We start from the raw sequence: 16,691 nt of genomic DNA, 5'->3' as shown, positions 1-16,691 counted from the left end.
GGGGCTCAACCGAACCAGCCGTGCAGCATCCACGGCGCATGCGGATCATTGCGCGTGCGGAAGGCCCAGCCCCGCTGGCCCTGCGCGGTTTCCACCACGTAATAGTCGCGGCGTGCATCGGCCTGGTCCCACCAGCCCGATTCGATCCGTTCCGGCCCGGCGACGATGCGCAGGCGCGGATCGCGCAGCGGCTGTGGCGTCTCCAGCAGCCAGCCGGGGCGCAGCGGCCACCAAGCGGGTGGCTTGGCCGGTGGCTGGGTGCCACTGGCGCGTTCGGGGCGGTGGTCGGCCTGCACGGCCAGTGGCTGCACGGCGTCATCGCCGAGGCGGGCACGCAGGCGCTCGCGCAGCTGGGTCCATGGCATCGCCTGCGCCGGGCGGGTATCGAACAGGTCACGTGCGGCCGGCACGAACGGCGGCAGCTGCTCGGCCTGCAGGCGCAGCGCACGGCTGCCGGCGGGCAGGGCGAAGGCTTCCATGCGGTTGCGTGCGATCTCGAACAGCAGCGCCGCATCGCGTTCGGGGGCCAGCAGGCCGATGGTCAGCACGCTGGCCGGCAGCAGGTCGTGCTCGAAATGCAGATCGAAACGCTGCACGCCACCATCGCGCGAACACAGGAATGCGGCCAGATCCAGCAGCAGGCGCCGCAGCGGGAACAGCAGGGCCTGGCTGGATTCGATCTCGTATTCGAATTCGATGCGCGCATCGAACCGGTCCGGCGGCTGGTAATAGCGCAGCGGCGCGTTGCCCAAACCGCGCACGGCATCCAGCTGCTGCAGTACCTCGGGGGCGAAGCGGCGGGCCAGGCTTTCGCGCGGCAGGTCGAAGGCCGCCCCCAGCGTGCGCAGGCCGGAGCGTGCCAGCACGGTCACTGCATCAACGGGCAGGCCACTACGCGCCAGTGGCAGCTGTGCCAGTGCGGCGGGCAGCTGCTGCGCATCGATGCCAAGGCCATCGTGCACATTGGCAAGCACGCGCGCGGCATGCGGGTTGGGGGCAGCGACCAGGCGATGGCGGAAGCCCAGGTCGTGCAGGCCGTTGCGCAGGCGTTGTTCGATCGTCAGCCAATCGCCGAACAGGGCACGGCTGGCACCGATTTCCAGCACCAGCGCATGCGGAAAATCGAGGCTGACCAGCGAGCTGGTGGCATACAGCCAGCTGGCCAGCAACTGCCGGGTGTGCTGTTCGGCGCTGGGATCGTAGTCATGCAGCTGCAGGTCCTGCACCAGCACCTGCGCGGCCGACAGCAGCATGCCCGGGCGCAGCCCCGCTGCCCGCGCGGCAGGGCTGACCGCACGCAGCACACGACGCTGCGCCGGCCCCTGCAGCAGTACCAGTGGCCGCTGTGGATCGGGCTGCAGGCGCAGCACGCTGTCCAGCGCCAGCTGCGGCAACAACAGGCAGGCCCAGTGCATGGCGCGGCCTCAGTGGGCGATGGCCAGCGGCAACGGCTGCGCCGGTGGCAGCCCGCCGCGGCACTTCAGCACCCGCACCTGACCGTGCTCGAGCTGCAGGCGCAGGCTGGCCGGGGAGGGGTTGCGGGCGGCGCGGGCCTCGCGGAACACGAAACCCAGGCACTGGCCGCTGTCGGCGGCAACCTGCAGGCGGCGCAGGGCACGATCATCGGCCTGTTGCGGCCAGCACAGCACGGCGGCGCAGGCGGCAGAGCGCAGGCACTGCTCGGCCGCCCACAGCGCCTGCTTCGGTGCGGCGTGGATGATCTGCAGCTGGGCCAGGTCGAGCCCGGCAGCGGCCCATGCCGGGGCGTGCGGGCGATGGGGTGGGGCGATCAGCACGATCGGCCGTTCGCGCTGGCTCAGCTTTGCCAGCGCCGGCCAGACCAAGGCCAGTTCACCGACCCCGGGTGAGGCCTGCAGTACTTCGCACAGCCCGCTGGCTGGCCAGCCACCGCCGGGCAGGCGCGCGTCCAGCGCCGGGTGGCCACTGGCCAGATGGTCGCTGGCCTGTCCTTGGCGTGCCGGCCCGCGCCAGACCTGGCGGCCGTCCAGCAGGCGGTCGAGGGCGACGACGGCGCCCATCAGCCGGTCCTCCGGGGGAGGCGCCGGGCTGGCGGGAAGCGGCAGGAGTGGGCGGAAACGGCAGGCATGAAGCGAGTATCGACAGGCCGATATCAGGGGCTGAGACCGGACATGCTACTCGGCTTGTGAGTAATATTACTAATGAAATCGGAGGGCGGGGTTTCAGCTTGCTGAAGGAGGTAAAGCATCCACGCATGGCGTGGATCTACTGGGGAACGGGGCCTGGATGCGGGAAAAGCGGTGCCGGCCAAGGTCGGCACCGCCCACCCTGGCCTGGCTATCGGGTCACGGGCGGACCGGCAGGGCCACCGGGCGCAGCGGCGCGGCGTCGCCGCCGCGGATCTTCAGCGGGCCACCGATGAAGGCGAACTCGTAGACCTTGTCGCGCGCCAGTTCATCCAGCGCCACCAGCTCGATGATCGGCGCGCCCTGCTGCGCCAGCAGGTAGGTGTGCAGCGGCACGTAGTCGTCGGACACTTCGGAAGGGAAGGTCTCGAAGCTGAGGTTGTCGGCGCCGACGATCATCGCGCCGCTGTCCTCCACCAGGAAACGCGCCGCATCCAGGCCCAGGCCCGGCGGGTTGGCCATGTAGGCCTTGGGCTGTTCGAACAGGCGCATGCGACCGGTGCGGATCAGTACGATGTCGCCCTGCTGCAGCTTCACCTGCTGGCGTGTCAATGCATCCTTCAGGTCCTGGCGGGTGACGCGGTAGCTGTCCGGCAGCATGTCCACGCCCTTGGCACCGGCCACGTCGATCAGCACGCCACGCGCGATCAGCGGCGGGAATTTCTCGATGCCGGTGACATTCCAGCCGCGATCGCCGAGGTGCTTGTCGGCCTCGAAGCCGTTCCAGATCTTTCCGTGGATGCCGAAGTGGTTCAGCGCATCGATATGGGTGCCGGTGTGGCTGTACATCGAGAACGCGGTGCCGGTGTAGCTGCGGGTGAGGTTCATCGTCTCGCCTACGCCCATCGGGTCGTCCATCACCGTGCCGCGCGGGGTGTGGGTCATCCAGAACTGGTAGTGCGGGTCGCCGGCATCCTGCCAGCTGGGCATGCCGACGTAGTACTCGGTGGCCAGATCGTAGGCTTTGCCGCCGCTGACCCGCGACAGGATCGCTGCGCGTGAGGCCTCGGTGATCAGGTTGAGGCGGCCGATCTCGTCCTTCGGCCCCCAGGGGCTGGTGCCGACCTGCTGGCCGGAGGGAGCGCGTTCGTGCGCGGACACGGTGGTGGAAGCCGCGGCGCCGGCCAGCAGCAGGGCCAGTGCGGTGCCCAGGGTACGTGGGGTCATGGGAATCTCCTTGAGGATGGGGAAACGGTGCGGCTCAGGCCGCGACCAGCGGCGCCAGGGCTTGGCGCAGTTGCGGCAGCGGCAGGGTCTGCAGGCGCAGGCCGTTGCCGGTGATGACGGTGGGGATGGAGCGGATGCCGAGTGCGGCAGCTTCGGCGCGGTCGGCCTGCACGCGCTGGCGCACCTCATCGCTGCGCATCCGGTCGGCGAAGACGCCACGTCGATGCCCCAGCTGTTCGGCGATGTCCAGCAGCACCTCGACGTCACCGACGTTTCGGTGCTGGTGCAGGTGCGCCCACTGCACGGCATCGAACATCGCGCCGTGTGCGGCATTGCCGCCGAGCATGCTGGCGGCTTGGCAGGCCAGCGCACCGAGCCAGCCGGAGGGATACTCGAAGTCCTGGGCACGCATGCCTTCGATGTCGATGCGCGCGCTGTCGTCATGCGCGGCGCAGTCGGCCCAGTGGCGCAGGATGATGGCCTTGGCACGCGGCATCGAGCCGAATACCTCGATCATCTGTTCGCGCGAGTCCTGCAGCACGAAGCTGCGGTGGCGGACCTGGATGCCAAGTTCGACCGAGACCTGCTGCAGACGCGGGGCCAGCACGAAGCACCAGCCGCAGACCACGTCATGAAAGAAATCGACCACCGGTGCAGTGGTGGTCAGCGAAGGAGAGGCGATCATCGGCCTGCCGTCCGTGAGAGGGGAGGCGGCAGAGTAGGCAGTGGCGCCGGGCCGAAACAGCACGCGGCGGGCAGCTCAGTTTTCGCTGGCGGTTACGAATCCAACCCGGCGCAGGCGGGCAGTTCGGCGTGCAGGAAATCGATGAAGGCGCGCACCTTCGATTGCAGGTGGCGCGCGGTGGGGTAGACCGCATAGACGAACCGCGGCGGATAGCGATGGTCGGGCAGCACCTGCTGCAGTTCGCCGCTGGCCAGTGCCGGTGCGGCCAGGAACGAGGGCAGCGCACCGATACCGAGGCCGGCGACCAGCAGGTCACGCAGCAGCAGACTGTTGTTGGCGGTGACCCGTGTCGGCAGGGTCACCGTGACCTGGCCATCGGGGCCGAGCAGCGGCCAGCTGCCGGGTGAATCGGACAGGCTGTAGCCAAGCACGCTGTGCGCCTGCAGTTCTTCCACCACCTGCGGTGCCGGATGGTGCTGCAGATAGGACGGTGCCGCGCACAGCACCTGCTGCAGCGAAGCCAGGCGGCGTGCGACCAGCCGCGAATCTTCCAGTTCGGCGCGGATGCGCAGGGATACATCGAACCCTTCGCCAACCGCATCAAGCAGACGGTCTTCCATCACCAGGTCCAGTGCAAGCTGCGGATGCTGCTGCAGGAAGCGTGGCAGCAATGGCGACAGCGTGCTCAGCGCGAATGACTGCGGTGCATTGACCCGCAGGCGCCCGCTCACTTCACCGCGCTGTTCGGCGATGCCGCGCTCCAGCGCGTCCAGTTCATCGAGCAGGCGGCAGCATTCGCGGTAATAGGCATGGCCGGTTTCGGTCAGGCTCATGCGGCGGGTGGTCCGCTGCAGCAGCACTACGCCCAGATGCGTTTCCAGCGTGCGCAGCTGCTTGCTCAGCCCGGCTGGCGACAGGCCCAGGTCTTCGGCGGCGCGGGCCAGGCTGCCGCGTTCGACGATGCGGCGGAAGGCGCGCATCAAGGTGAAGGAGTCCATGCCGGTCCCGGCCGCGATGAGGTCGCCATTGTAGATCCACGCCATGCGTGGATGGACGACGCGGGGTGTTGCGCCGTTTGTTCAAGCCGACAGTCTGTACGCCCCGCCAACATGCAGGCCTCTCACTTCCCGGGTTGCCCATGAAGCACTGGATGCTCCGCCTGTATGCCCCGTTGTTCCTGCTGGGTTTTGTCACTGCCGCCATCGTATGGGTCGGTCACCATCACGGTGACCCGCTGTGGCTGCTTGCCTTGCTGGCTGTCGCCATCGCGGTGTCGTTCGCTGCCGAACGGCTGTGGCCATACGATCCGGCGTTCAACCACGACCAGGGTGACCGCCTGCGCGATGTCCTGCATGCGCTGGTCAATGAAAGCCTGAACCTGCTGTCGATCGCCACGGTGCCGCTGCTGGCGGCAATCGTGCCCTGGCACGTATGGCCGACGCAGTGGCCATTCGTGCTGCAGGTGCTGGTGGCGATCATCGCGGCTGACCTTGGCATCACCCTGGTGCATTACGCCAGCCATCGCATCGGCTGGTTGTGGCGGTTGCATGCGGTGCATCACAGCGTGACCCGCATGTATGGCTTCAATGGTTTGATGAAACACCCACTGCACCAGGCCGCCGAAGCGGTGGGCGGCGTACTGCCGCTGCTGCTGTTGGGCATGCCGATGCCGGTGGCCGCGGTGCTGGCGTTCGCCATCGCGATCCAGCTGCTGCTGCAGCATTCCAACGTGGACATGCGCCCGGGAGTGTTGGGCCGGGTGATGGCATGGGCACCGCTGCACCGCTTCCACCACATCCGCTATGGCACCGCAGGTGATGTCAATTTCGGTTTGTTTTTCACCGTGTGGGACCACCTGCTGGGGACCGCGTTTGATGCACCGGGCTATCGGTTGCGGCAGCGTGATCTGGGCATCGGCAGCCAGCCGGACTATCCGCAGGCGTATTCCGCACAACTGCTGGCCCCCTTCCGCGCGCTGCCCCATGGCGAGGTGCCGGAGCTTCCGGAAGGATTGCGCAGGCGCGGGTGATCGATGCGTCAGGCCGCGTGCAGCTGCAGGCCCTGCAGTTGCGCGGCACCGATGCCGAACATGCTGCGCAGGCTGCGCGAGAGGTGGGGAAGATCGGCGAAGCCGGCGGCATGCGCGCTGTCGGTCAGGCTGTGCCCGCGCAGATGATGCGCCAGCGCACTGCGCAGCCGTTGCCACAGCACCCAACCGCGCAGGGTCACTGCCAGCTCGGACTGGAAGCGCCGATGCAGCTGGCTGGTCGACAGATGCGCGGCCTCGGCGATATCGGCGGCCGGCACCGGGCCGGGCAGGTGCTGGGTGATGCGGGCCAGCGCCGCCTGCACACGGCGGTCCAGGGGCTGTGGGCGGCTCAGTCGCGGCAGCCACTCGTGCAGCTGCGCAGCATTGCCGGGCAACGACTGCAGATGCTGCTGGATCTGTTCGAGGTCGGCATGTGCCGGTTCGAGGAACACCGTGCAGCCGTCAGCGGGCGCCGACAGGATCGCGTGCGATTGGAAGGAGCGCAGCCACAGCCGTTGGCCCTGCTGCTGCACGCCATCGATCTCGACCTGCCAAGGGATGCCCTCGCTCAGCAGCAGCTGATGGGCGTAGTGCGCATGCGTGTCACTGTCACCGGCGTGGCCCTGCAGCACAGCCACGTGTGCATCCAGCAGCAGGGTGCCATTCCAGGGTAGAGCGGGAGAGGACATGGAGGAATTGTAGATCTACGCCATGTGTGGATGACGTATGCCGCAAAAATTCATGGGAAAAACATCCACGCATGGCGTGGATCTACTGCGCGCCGGGAATCTGTCGAAGGCGGGGTGGGTCCGGTTGCGGGGGCGTGAGCCGCATGGATGCGGCGACCGAGGCTACATGGACGTACTTGCGCCGTCCCCCGCAACCGGACCTGCCCCGCCTACCAACAGGAGCCCAGCTTTTGCTTCGGCTATTGCTGTTGCAGTTGCCGTTGCCTCTGCGGGTGCCGGGCGCAGCCCGGCCGCCACCTCACCGCCCCTGCGGGTCCGGCCGGTGGTGCACGTACTCGACCACGGTTCCATCGGGATGCACCGCATTGAACGCCGCGCCGGTGGGTACCACCTGCAGTGGAAAGATGATCTCGGCGCCGGCGGCCACCAGCTTGTCGTGATAAGGCCGAACGTCGTCGACCAGCAACGTGCCCGTGGTCGAAGTGAACGGCGCCAGCGCCTCGTCGCAGCCTTCGATCAGCAGGAACGCACCGACCATCGCCAGCCGCAGGCCCGCGTCGGGAAACGGAAAGCCGGCATCGGCGACCACACCCTGCAGCTGCTCGTAGAAGGCCACGCTGCGTTCCAGTTCGCCGGGGGCGACGAACACCCGGATCAGCACGCGCGGGCTGCGCTGGCTGGAGGTGTCACAGCGGTCGCGCCAGAGATGGTCGAAGTCGCGATGTACGGTCATGGGTTCGATTCGTCGCCGGGGAGAACCATTATCGGCAGCGCCGTGCAGCCCGTTGATGACCGCCGGTGATGGGCTGATAACCAGTCCGCACATCGCGCCTGTGACTTAGGTCCTGTTGACAGCGATGAACGCCCTCGCACACTCTTCACATGATGGGTCGCCCTGCGCGGCCCGGACAGGCAGGTTGTCACGCACGGGAGGAGGGTCCCGCGCGCAGACCGGCCCGTCCTCTGGCCTGCAAGGCGTTGCCCGGCAACGCATGCGCGGCATGACGCTGCACCCTTCGGCGGCACTTTCCCTGGACCGATTGCCTTGGCAACGGAATTACGCCCGCCGATGAAAACGTTTACAAAGCCGCTCGCCCTGTCCCTGGCCCTGTCTGCCGCACTGGCCACCCCGGCCTGGGCCGACTCCGCCGCCTTCACCGTGCTGACCCTGGAACAGGCGCCGACCGCGGACGCGATGCCGGCCCTGGCTGCCCAGTTGAAGACCCTGCAGGTGGATGCGGTCAGCGTTCGCCAGGTACAGCGCGGCATCGGCCAGGTCGATCCGCTGCAGCTGCTGGCCGATGGCCTTGGCTACCAGTACCGCTTCATCGCCGCCGGCAAGGATGACGGCCAGACCCAGCACGGCCAGGCCGTGCTGACCCGGCTGCCGATCGCCGCCGAATCCGGCCCCGACCAGCCGGGCCTGAACTACCTGCGCCTGGATGACGGCCGCCATGCAGTGGCGGTGTACACCGACGCTGGCGCCGGTGCTTCGCAGTTGCCGGCACTGGTGTCGCGTTCGCGACTGGGCGCGCCGGCGGTGCTGCTCGGCGCGGTGGCCGGTGAATCGGCCAAGGCGGCCGGCTTCGATCCGGCACGCGTGGCCCTGGAGGCCGATGCCAGCTATTTCAGCGATGGCTTCCAGGCCGCCAGCAGTGCGCCGTTCAAGGTTGAAGGCAGCGCGCTGCGTGCAACCCTGCTGACCCTGGCCTATGCGGCTGACAAGGGCGGCGAGCAGCCGTGGATGGATACCACGCTCACCGCCGATGCGCGCGCTGCGCTGCTGCTGAAGGCGATGACCGAGGACGAGAAGTTCCAGATGCTGCACAGCTACTTCGGGCTGGGCAAGGACGGTGGCAAGCTGCCGGAAGGTGCGGTGGGTTCGGCCGGTTTCGTGCCGGGCGTAGCGCGCTTGGGCATTCCGTCGCAGCAGTCGGCCGACGCCGGCGTGGGCGTGACCAATCCCGGTGGCATCCGCCCGGGTGATTTCGCCACCGCCATGCCGTCGGGCCCATCCACGGCGTCCACCTGGAACCGCGGTGTTGCCTTTGCCGGTGGCGCGACGATGGGCCGCGAAGCCTGGCAGCAGCGCTTCAACATCCTGCTGTCCGGCAGCGTCAACCTGCAGCGTGACCCGCGTAACGGCCGCAACTTCGAATACGCCGGTGAAGACCCGCTGCTGGCCGGTTCGATGGTCGGCGCAGTGATCCAGGGCGTGCAGAGCCAGCACGTGATCTCCTCGATGAAGCACTTCGCGCTGAACGACATGGAGACCCGACGCAACTTCCACGACGTGCGCATTGGCGAGCAGGCCATGCACGAGTCGGATCTGCTGGCGTTCGAGATCGCGCTGGAAGCTGGCCGCCCGGGCGTGGCGATGTGCTCGTACAACAAGATCAACGGTACCTACGGCTGCGAAAACGGCTACCTGATGAACCAGGTGCTGAAGCAGGAGTGGAAATTCCCCGGTTTCGTGATGTCCGACTGGGGCGGCGTGCACAGCGGTTCGAAGGCGGCGCTGGCCGGCCTGGACCAGCAGTCCGCCGGTGAAGTGTTCGATGCGGCGGTGTTCTTCGATGAGCCGCTGCGCCTGGCCGTGCACGGCGGCGTGGTACCGCAGGCGCGCCTGAACGACATGGTCGCGCGCATCCTGCGCACGATGTTCCTGCACGGCAATTTCGACAACCCGCCGCAGCACCAGAAGGTCGACGCCGAAGCCGGTTTCGCCGTGGCCCAGCGCACGGTGGAAGAAGGCAGCGTGCTGCTGCGCAATGAAGGCAGTCTGCTGCCGCTGGCCGACAGCGCCAAGCGCATCGTCATCATCGGTGGCCATGCCGACAAGGGCGTGATCGGTGGCGGTGGTTCGTCGATGGTGGGCGTCACGGCCAAGGGCACCAACGCTGTGCCGGGCGTGCTGCCGACCACCTGGCCGGGCCCGGTGATCTTCCATCCGTCCTCGCCGTTGGAATCGCTGCGTGCCGCGCGTCCGGACGCCACCATCACCTATGTTGACGGCACCAATGCCGCCGCTGCGGCCAAGGCTGCTGCACAGGCGGATGTGGCCATCGTGTTCGCCACCCAGTGGGCGGCCGAATCGGTGGACCTGCCGGACATGCAGCTGCCGGACAACCAGGATGCGTTGATTTCGGCGGTGGCCAAGGCCAACCCGAAGACCGTGCTGGTGCTGGAAACCAACGGCCCGGTGCGTACGCCGTGGCTGGCGCAGGTGCCGGCGGTGCTGCAGGCCTGGTACCCGGGTATCCGTGGCGGTGAAGGCATTGCCGCACTGCTGACCGGCCAGGCCAATCCGTCCGGCCGCCTGCCGGTGACCTGGGTGGTGGACGAATCGCAGTTGCCGCGCCCGCACATCGATGGCCTTGGCTTCAAGCCGGCCAAGCCGTTCGGCGATGTGTTCGATTTCGATATCGAAGGCGCCAACGTCGGCTACAAGTGGATGGCGGCCAAGGGCCTGACCCCGACCTTCGCCTTCGGCCACGGCCTGTCCTACACCTCGTTCGCCTATGAAAACCTGAAGGTGAGCGTGGAGGGTTCGCGCCTGGTCGCCAGCGTCGACATCCGCAACACCGGCAAGCGCGCCGGTGCCGACGTCGCCCAGCTGTACCTGAAGCTGCCGGCCGGCAGCACCACGCCGATCCGCCTGATCGGCTACGACAAGGTCGAGCTGCAGCCGGGCGAACAGCGCCGCATCCGCATCGAAGCCGAGCCGAAGACCCTGGCGCATTACGATGCGCAGGCACGCCAGTGGAAGATCGCTGGCGGCACCTACCAGGTGCAGTTGTCGCGCAACGCCGCCGAGCCGCTGCAGACGGTGGACGTGCAGCTGGTGGAGCAGGTGCTGCGCTGATCCGCGGCGGTACTGATGGTTGAAGACACGGCCCCGCAAGGGGCCGTGTCTGTTTACGGGGTGCCGCTGCGCTCGCCGGGCCATGCCCGGCGGGCGAAGGATTCAGCTGGCGTCGTCACCAAACCACCCGCGCAGGAAATCGATCAGCTGCCGCACCTTCGGTGAGGGCTGGCTGCTGTGCGGGTACACCGCGTACACGCTCTGCTGCGGGAAGCGATGCTGGCGCAGCACCGGCCGCAGGCGGTCGTGGGCGAGATCGTCCTCGATCAGCCAGCGTGGCAGCACGGTCACTCCTGCGCCGGCCAAGGCGAACGCGCGCAGGCTGCTGGCCCCATCCACGCGTATCACCGCGTTGCCCGGATTGGTGGCGAACAATGCATCGCTGCCATCCGGCGCGACCACTGGCACATCGGCCAGGCGCGGATAGCCGAGGCGGGGCAGGGTGCCCAGCAGTACCGGATCATCCGCCGCCTCGGCGGACCCCAGGCGCGCCAGCAATGCCGGAGCGGCGACCGCGCACAGCAGGTGACGTTCCAGCTCGGTGGCGTGCAGTTGCGAATCGGGCAGGCGGCCGAGGCGGATCGCCAGGTCGAAGCGCTCGGGAATCAGGTCGGCCGGTGCCGGCGAGGTCGATAGATGCAGCACCAGCGCTGGATGCTGCGCGCGGAAGGCTTCCAGTGCTGGAATCAGCCGCAGCTGCGCGTACTCCGGGGTGGTGGTCAGGCGCAGTACGCCCTGCAGTTGATGCTGGTCGCGGCGCGCGGCATCGATGGCGGCCTGCGCGGCATCCAGTGCCTGCACGCAGTGCTGCAGGAACTGTTCGCCGGCCTCGGTCAGCGCCAGGTGGCGGGTACTGCGCAGCAGCAGGGTTACCCCCAGCTCCTGCTCCAGCCGCTTCAGGTTGAAGCTGACCACGGCCCGGCTCAGGCCCAGGCGCTCGGCGGCGGCGGTCAGGCTGCCGGCCTCGACCACGGCACGGAAGATATCGAAGCGATCGAGGCTGACCATGGTGGTTGATTGTCAAAACAGGTTTGACAGTGTTGCAGCTGCCGTCGTGTTTTTCCAACAACGCTGGTCCGCCATGCTGACGCCTTCGTTGCTGGAGCCTGCTGATGCCTTCCCCACGCCTGCGCCATGAGGCGATCTTCCTGCTGGTGTTCGCCCTGGACCTGGTCAACATGTTCATAGCTACCGTGGCCTACCCGGCGCTGGCGGCCGAGCTGCATGCGGACATCGGCACCCTGGCCTGGGTGGGCACGGCCTACATGCTGGGCCTGAGCGTGGTGATTCCGCTGGCCCCGTGGCTGGCCGCGCGCTGCGGCGAGCGTCGCCTGCTGCTGGCTGCCTTGGTGCTGTTCGCGGTGGCTGCGGGCCTGGCCGGCGCCGCGCCGTCCATCGGCTGGCTGCTGGGCTGGCGGCTGCTGCAGGGGTTGGCTGGCGGGCTGCTGATTCCGGTGGCGCAGGCGGCGGCGTACCGGCAGTGCACGCCTGAGCAACGCGGTGCGCTGACCCGGCGCATCCTGCTGGTGGCGTTGCTGGTGCCGGCACTTGCACCGGCTCTTGGCGGCCTGCTGGTGCAGTGGCTGTCCTGGCGCGGCGTGCTGTGGGCCAGCCTGCCGCTGGCGGTGCTGGCGGTCGCCCTGGTGCTGGCGTGGATGCCAGCCGATGGCCTGCGCAGTGCGCCACGCCTGCAGGGCTATGCACTGGCCACCGCGATGTCTGCCTTGGGCGCGTTGCTGCTGGCATTGACCTGGCTGGGTGAGCCCGACCATCGCTTCGCCGGCGCAGGGTTGCTGCTGCTGGCAGCAGTGCTGGCCGCCGCCCACCTGCGTAATGCACGCCGGCAGCCGCAGCCGCTGCTGCGCTGGTCGCTGCTGTCCCATCGAGGCCTGCGCATGGCGATGCTGGTCTATCTGGCAGTGCCGGGTGTGTTCATCGGCAGCCAGCTGGCCAGTACGCTGCAGCTGAGCCACGCCGGTTACAGTGCCGCGCAGATCGGCGCCCTGATGTTGCCGTGGGCGTTGGCCTCGGCACTGGCGATCACCGGCAGCCGGCGCTTGCTGGCGCGCTTCGGGCCGGGCTCGGTGCTGCGGCTGGGCATGGTCCTGCAGGCCAGCGGTCTACTGCTGATGGCGCTGCAATCGCAGCCCCCCTTCGCGCTGGCCGCCATGCTGTTCGCCTTGATGGGCGCCGGCGGCAGCCTGTGCAGCAGCACCGCGCAGACGCTGGCGTTCCATGGTGTGGACGCCGAGGCGCTGGGCGATGCCAGTGCGCTGTGGAATCTCAACCGCCAGCTCAGCTTCTGCCTGGGTACCGCCGCCATCGCTCTGCTGCTGGCCTTGGCCATGCAGTGGTGGCCGGCGCATGCCACCGGTGTGGCGCTGGGCCTGGCGGCCGTACTCACCCTGTTGCCGCTGGTGCTGCTGCGCCGGTCGCAGCTGCATTCCCTTTCCACTCCGGAGACTGCTTGATGGACATGACCGCCGAACACGAAATCCACCTGCTGCACGACAAGCTGCAGGCCTGGTTCCGGGCAGAGATCGAGGCCGATGCACTGGCTGATCTGATGGGACATTTCTGCGCGGACTTCAGCATGGTCGGCATCTCCGGTCGCAGGTTGGACCGCGCCGCCGTGCAGGCGCTGTTCGTGGGCGGACACGGCGCCCGGCCGGCACTGCGGATCGCCATCGAGGCCTTACAGGCGGTGGAAGCGCCGTCGCCGCTGGCGGCGCTGCGTTATCGCGAGGGACATGCCGTGGGTGAGGGAGAAACCGCGTGGCGGGAATCGCTGGCAGTGCTGCGGCAGGAAGGAGGGCGCTGGCGCTGGCTGGCCCTGCATGAAGTACCGGTGGCGTGATGGATCCGGCGGGCATGGCCCGGCGATACCGTGGTTGGCCGTGAACGGGTAGCACTGCGCCATGCCCGGTGAGCGCAGCGGCAGCAGACCGCACATGTGCCATCAGTCCTGCCTGTAAACGCCGCAGAATGCAAAGCAGGCACACGCTTTGCGGGGGCTACGGGAGTAGGCTGGGGCCTTTCCTGCCGGGAGGTGATGTCCATGCGTGTGCGTGCCGTTGCTGTTGCCGTAGCCCTGAGCCTGTCCAGCGCCGTGCTGGCCGCCGACACGCCGCCGATGACCCCGGACATCAGCGGAAAACCCTTCGTCGCCCCCGATGTGGGCCGCGACTACGACAAGCGCGTGGTGATGGTGCCGATGCGTGATGGCACCAAGCTGTACACGGTGATCGTGGTGCCCAAGGGCGCCCGCAATGCACCGATCCTGCTGACCCGCACACCGTACGACGCCGCCGGCCGCGCCAGCCGCAGCGATTCGCCGCGCATGCGCGATCTGCTGCCGCAGGGCGATGAAGTGTTCGTCGATGGCGGCTACATCCGCGTGTTCCAGGACATCCGTGGCAAGTACGGCTCCGAAGGCGATTACGTGATGACCCGGCCGCTGCGTGGGCCACTGAACGATACCAAGGTCGATCATTCCACCGACGCGTGGGACACCATCGATTGGCTGGTCAAGCATGTGCCGGAGACCAACGGCAAGGTCGGCATGCTCGGCTCGTCGTACGAAGGCTTCACCGTGGTGATGGCGCTGACCGATCCGCACCCTGCACTGAAGGTGGCCGCGCCGCAGAGCCCGATGGTCGATGGCTGGATGGGTGACGACTGGCTCAACTACGGCGCCTTCCGTCAGGTCAATTTCAACTACTTCGCGATGCAGACCGAGAAGCGGGGCAAGGGCGCGCCGCTGCCGTCGCTGGGCTACGACGATTACAGCACTTTCCTGCGCATCGGCTCGGCCGGTGACTACGCCCGCTTTACCGGCGTGGACCAGCTGACCTGGTGGAAAAAGCTGGTACAGCACCCCGCATACGATGCGTTCTGGCAGGGCCAGGCGCTGGATGCGGTGATGGCGAAGACGCCGCTGAAGGTGCCGACCATGTGGCTGCAGGGCCTATGGGACCAGGAAGACATGTGGGGTGCCAACCACGCCTACCAGGCGATGGAAGGGCGCGATACCGGCAACACCCACAACTACCTGGTGATGGGCCCGTGGCGGCACAGCCAGGTGAACTATGACGGCAGCCAGCTTGGGGCGCTGAAATTCGATGGCGATACTGCGCTGCAGTTCCGCCGCGACGTGCTCAAGCCGTTCTTCGACCAGTATCTGGTGGATGGCGCGCCGAAGGCCGATACGCCACCAGTGCTGGTCTACAACACCGGTGAAAACCACTGGGACCGCCTGCAGGGCTGGCCGCGCAGCTGCGAGAAGGCGTGCGCGGCAAACAGCAAGCCGCTGTACCTGCGTGCCGGTGGCAAGCTGGCGTTCCAGGCGCCGGCGGCGGGCGAGGGCGACTTCGAGGAATACGTGTCTGATCCGTCCAAGCCGGTGCCGTTCGTACCGCGTCCGGTGCGCTTTGGCGACCGCGACATGTGGACGACCTGGCTGGTCAAGGATCAGCGCTTCGTCGATGGCCGCCCCGACGTGCTGACCTTCATCACCGAGCCGTTGACCGCACCGCTGCGTATCGGAGGTACGCCGGTGGTGAACCTGCAGGCGTCCACCAGTGGCACCGACAGCGACTGGGTGGTGAAGCTGATCGACGTGTATCCCGACCAGGAAGCATCGACACCGGAGATGGGCGGCTATGAGCTGCCGGTGTCGCTGGCGATCTTCCGTGGCCGCTACCGCGAGAGCTTCAGCGACCCCAAGGCATTGGCGGCCAACCAGGTGCTGCCGTACCGTTTCGACCTGCCCAATGCCAACCACACCTTCCAGAAGGGCCACCGGGTGATGGTGCAGGTGCAGTCCAGCCTGTTCCCGCTGTACGACCGCAACCCACAGACCTACGTGCCGAACATCTACCTGGCCAAGCCGGGTGACTACCAGAAGGCGACGCAGCGGGTATGGCACAGTGCCGCGCAGGCCAGTTACATCGAACTGCCGGTGTACTGAGACGGAGAGGATGACGCCGGGCACGGCCCGGCGCTATCCCGGTCGCGCGATATCGGTAGCGCCGGGTGTGGTAGTGCCGGCCGCTGGCCGGCAACGCGATGGTGCGAAAGCGTGTCGACCAAGGTCGACACCTGCCCGGGCAGATGCGCTTCAACCAACCTTCGAAGGGCCGGTGCGCCAGCGGCTGGGCACCAGCCCGAAGCGTTTGCGGAATGCGGCAGCGAAGTTGCTGGGATGCCGATAGCCGGTCTCCGCAGCCGCCTGTTCCACGCTCCAGCCGGATTCGCGAAGGCCCTGCTCGGCATGTCGCATGCGTTGTTCGTGCAGGTAGTCGAACACCGAGCAACCATACTCCTGGACGAAGTGCCGGCGCAGTGCGCTGGGGCTCATGCAGGCCAGTTGGGCAAGTTCCAGCAGGCTGTGCGCATGGCCAGGGTCGTCGTGCAGGAACGTCCGTACGCGTTCCAGCCGCGCCCGCTGGCCACTGCGCAGCGCACGCGCGCCTTCGGCGTGCAGATCATCGGCCTGCAGGCCGGTGGACAGCAACTGCAGGGCAATGCCCTCGCGCCACAGCGCATCCAGGCCATCCTGCCAGGGGCTGTCGAACAGCTGCGCGAGAGGCGGCAGCATCGCGTGCGGAATCGCCCAGTGCCTGCATTCCATGTGTGAACCCAACGCCCGCTGTAATTGCGGTTGCCGCAGCAGGTCCGGGTCCAGATCGGCTGGCACCATCAGGCTGATGCCACGCAGGCGCATATTGCCGGGATGGACGCCGACCATTGCCACATGGTCGCGGTGGCTGGTGGTCACTGCGGTGCCTGCGCGCAGGCTGAAGTCACTGCGGTTGGGAACCTGCACGTCGACCTGGCCCTGCAGCATCACGCGGATGACCAGGCCGGGCCGTTCGTGCGCTGTGGCGGTGTAGGCGATGCGGTTGTGCACATCCGATGCGAGCAGGCTCATGCCGCCGCGCAGGGTCTGTTCGTGCAGGTCGCCGTGACCGGCCCACTGTTCTTCGCGCAGGTGGCTTGGATCGGCACGGTAGTCATAGCCGTGTCGCTGGCCAAAACGGCGGTAATCGGCAAACGTGAAATATCGGGACATCGCTCGGCGCTCAACCAT

General features: G+C 67.7%; 14 protein-coding genes. 5 read left to right on the top strand and 9 right to left on the bottom strand.

The genetic code is table 11. The features are described 5' to 3' along the window. Nucleotides 1-5: 5 nt before the first annotated feature. The 5 genes from AC07UW_RS18155 to AC07UW_RS18135 form a co-directional block, all read right to left on the bottom strand. Complete coding sequence (locus AC07UW_RS18155) at nt 6-1,415, bottom strand: Y-family DNA polymerase (protein ID WP_033831382.1); 1,410 nt, start codon at nt 1,413-1,415, stop codon at nt 6-8. Between the two features lie 9 nt (nt 1,416-1,424). Then, entirely contained in the window at nt 1,425-2,039 is a 615-nt protein-coding gene (gene imuA, locus AC07UW_RS18150) for a translesion DNA synthesis-associated protein ImuA (RefSeq protein WP_495212588.1), read from the bottom strand. A gap of 285 nt (nt 2,040-2,324) precedes the next feature. Next, nucleotides 2,325-3,332, bottom strand: a complete 1,008-nt coding sequence (locus AC07UW_RS18145) for a cyclase family protein (protein ID WP_428704995.1) — start codon at nt 3,330-3,332, stop codon at nt 2,325-2,327. 34 nt (nt 3,333-3,366) lie between these two features. Beyond that, nucleotides 3,367-4,017, bottom strand: a complete 651-nt coding sequence (locus AC07UW_RS18140) for a DsbA family oxidoreductase (RefSeq protein WP_223495409.1) — start codon at nt 4,015-4,017, stop codon at nt 3,367-3,369. A gap of 92 nt (nt 4,018-4,109) precedes the next feature. Then, complete coding sequence (locus AC07UW_RS18135; RefSeq protein WP_495212587.1) at nt 4,110-5,060, bottom strand: LysR family transcriptional regulator; 951 nt, start codon at nt 5,058-5,060, stop codon at nt 4,110-4,112. A 107-nt stretch (nt 5,061-5,167) separates the two neighbouring features. On the opposite strand from AC07UW_RS18135, the gene AC07UW_RS18130 reads away from it, so the two are divergent. Then, complete coding sequence (locus AC07UW_RS18130) at nt 5,168-6,046, top strand: sterol desaturase family protein (RefSeq protein ID WP_336029136.1); 879 nt, start codon at nt 5,168-5,170, stop codon at nt 6,044-6,046. Between the two features lie 8 nt (nt 6,047-6,054). Here the strand turns inward: AC07UW_RS18130 and AC07UW_RS18125 are convergent, their stop codons facing one another. Together AC07UW_RS18125 and AC07UW_RS18120 are read right to left on the bottom strand one after the other, a co-directional pair. Then, on the bottom strand, nt 6,055-6,735 hold the full coding sequence (locus tag AC07UW_RS18125) for a helix-turn-helix domain-containing protein (RefSeq protein ID WP_495212586.1): 681 nt from the start codon (nt 6,733-6,735) through the stop codon (nt 6,055-6,057). Nucleotides 6,736-7,033: 298 nt separating this feature from the next. Further along, entirely contained in the window at nt 7,034-7,468 is a 435-nt protein-coding gene (locus tag AC07UW_RS18120; RefSeq protein WP_025878496.1) for a VOC family protein, read from the bottom strand. A gap of 336 nt (nt 7,469-7,804) precedes the next feature. Here AC07UW_RS18120 and AC07UW_RS18115 point away from each other — a divergent pair, with 336 nt between their 5' ends. Continuing rightward, complete coding sequence (locus tag AC07UW_RS18115) at nt 7,805-10,600, top strand: beta-glucosidase family protein (protein WP_312787313.1); 2,796 nt, start codon at nt 7,805-7,807, stop codon at nt 10,598-10,600. Nucleotides 10,601-10,702: 102 nt separating this feature from the next. Here AC07UW_RS18115 and AC07UW_RS18110 read toward each other — a convergent pair whose 3' ends face one another. Further along, entirely contained in the window at nt 10,703-11,608 is a 906-nt protein-coding gene (locus AC07UW_RS18110; RefSeq protein WP_495212585.1) for a LysR family transcriptional regulator, read from the bottom strand. A gap of 104 nt (nt 11,609-11,712) precedes the next feature. Here AC07UW_RS18110 and AC07UW_RS18105 point away from each other — a divergent pair, with 104 nt between their 5' ends. The 3 genes from AC07UW_RS18105 (at nt 11,713) to AC07UW_RS18095 (ending at nt 15,569) form a co-directional block, all read left to right on the top strand. Then, nucleotides 11,713-13,071 carry an MFS transporter gene (locus AC07UW_RS18105; RefSeq protein ID WP_495212584.1) on the top strand — a complete coding sequence of 453 codons (1,359 nt, stop codon included), beginning with the start codon at nt 11,713-11,715 and terminating at the stop codon, nt 13,069-13,071. Beyond that, nucleotides 13,071-13,457: a DUF4440 domain-containing protein gene (locus AC07UW_RS18100; protein WP_394197208.1), complete on the top strand. Its 387-nt coding sequence runs from the start codon at nt 13,071-13,073 to the stop codon at nt 13,455-13,457. Before AC07UW_RS18105 ends, AC07UW_RS18100 begins: the two co-directional genes overlap by 1 nt. Before the next feature lie 201 nt (nt 13,458-13,658). Then, entirely contained in the window at nt 13,659-15,569 is a 1,911-nt protein-coding gene (locus tag AC07UW_RS18095) for a CocE/NonD family hydrolase (protein WP_495212583.1), read from the top strand. Between the two features lie 150 nt (nt 15,570-15,719). Here the strand turns inward: AC07UW_RS18095 and AC07UW_RS18090 are convergent, their stop codons facing one another. Further along, nucleotides 15,720-16,673 carry a helix-turn-helix transcriptional regulator gene (locus tag AC07UW_RS18090; protein WP_088100184.1) on the bottom strand — a complete coding sequence of 318 codons (954 nt, stop codon included), beginning with the start codon at nt 16,671-16,673 and terminating at the stop codon, nt 15,720-15,722. Nucleotides 16,674-16,691 lie beyond the last annotated feature (18 nt).

The organism is Stenotrophomonas sp. GW821-FHT02D01, from assembly GCF_059421765.1.
The sequence above is the reverse complement of the archived record's forward strand: the minus strand, read 5'-3'. Positions and strand labels throughout refer to the sequence as shown.

What these genes read in the sequence shown, in the direction of transcription:
- AC07UW_RS18135 (WP_495212587.1), bottom strand. Translation starts at nt 5,060, where the DNA reads ATGGCGTGGATCTACAATGGCGACCTCATCGCGGCCGGGACCGGCATG.
- imuA (WP_495212588.1), bottom strand. Translation starts at nt 2,039, where the DNA reads ATGGGCGCCGTCGTCGCCCTCGACCGCCTGCTGGACGGCCGCCAGGTC.
- AC07UW_RS18100 (WP_394197208.1), top strand. Translation starts at nt 13,071, where the DNA reads ATGGACATGACCGCCGAACACGAAATCCACCTGCTGCACGACAAGCTG.
- AC07UW_RS18145 (WP_428704995.1), bottom strand. Translation starts at nt 3,332, where the DNA reads ATGACCCCACGTACCCTGGGCACCGCACTGGCCCTGCTGCTGGCCGGC.
- AC07UW_RS18115 (WP_312787313.1), top strand. Translation starts at nt 7,805, where the DNA reads ATGAAAACGTTTACAAAGCCGCTCGCCCTGTCCCTGGCCCTGTCTGCC.
- AC07UW_RS18110 (WP_495212585.1), bottom strand. Translation starts at nt 11,608, where the DNA reads ATGGTCAGCCTCGATCGCTTCGATATCTTCCGTGCCGTGGTCGAGGCC.
- AC07UW_RS18120 (WP_025878496.1), bottom strand. Translation starts at nt 7,468, where the DNA reads ATGACCGTACATCGCGACTTCGACCATCTCTGGCGCGACCGCTGTGAC.
- AC07UW_RS18105 (WP_495212584.1), top strand. Translation starts at nt 11,713, where the DNA reads ATGCCTTCCCCACGCCTGCGCCATGAGGCGATCTTCCTGCTGGTGTTC.
- AC07UW_RS18125 (WP_495212586.1), bottom strand. Translation starts at nt 6,735, where the DNA reads ATGTCCTCTCCCGCTCTACCCTGGAATGGCACCCTGCTGCTGGATGCA.
- AC07UW_RS18090 (WP_088100184.1), bottom strand. Translation starts at nt 16,673, where the DNA reads ATGTCCCGATATTTCACGTTTGCCGATTACCGCCGTTTTGGCCAGCGA.
- AC07UW_RS18095 (WP_495212583.1), top strand. Translation starts at nt 13,659, where the DNA reads ATGCGTGTGCGTGCCGTTGCTGTTGCCGTAGCCCTGAGCCTGTCCAGC.
- AC07UW_RS18140 (WP_223495409.1), bottom strand. Translation starts at nt 4,017, where the DNA reads ATGATCGCCTCTCCTTCGCTGACCACCACTGCACCGGTGGTCGATTTC.
- AC07UW_RS18130 (WP_336029136.1), top strand. Translation starts at nt 5,168, where the DNA reads ATGCTCCGCCTGTATGCCCCGTTGTTCCTGCTGGGTTTTGTCACTGCC.
- AC07UW_RS18155 (WP_033831382.1), bottom strand. Translation starts at nt 1,415, where the DNA reads ATGCACTGGGCCTGCCTGTTGTTGCCGCAGCTGGCGCTGGACAGCGTG.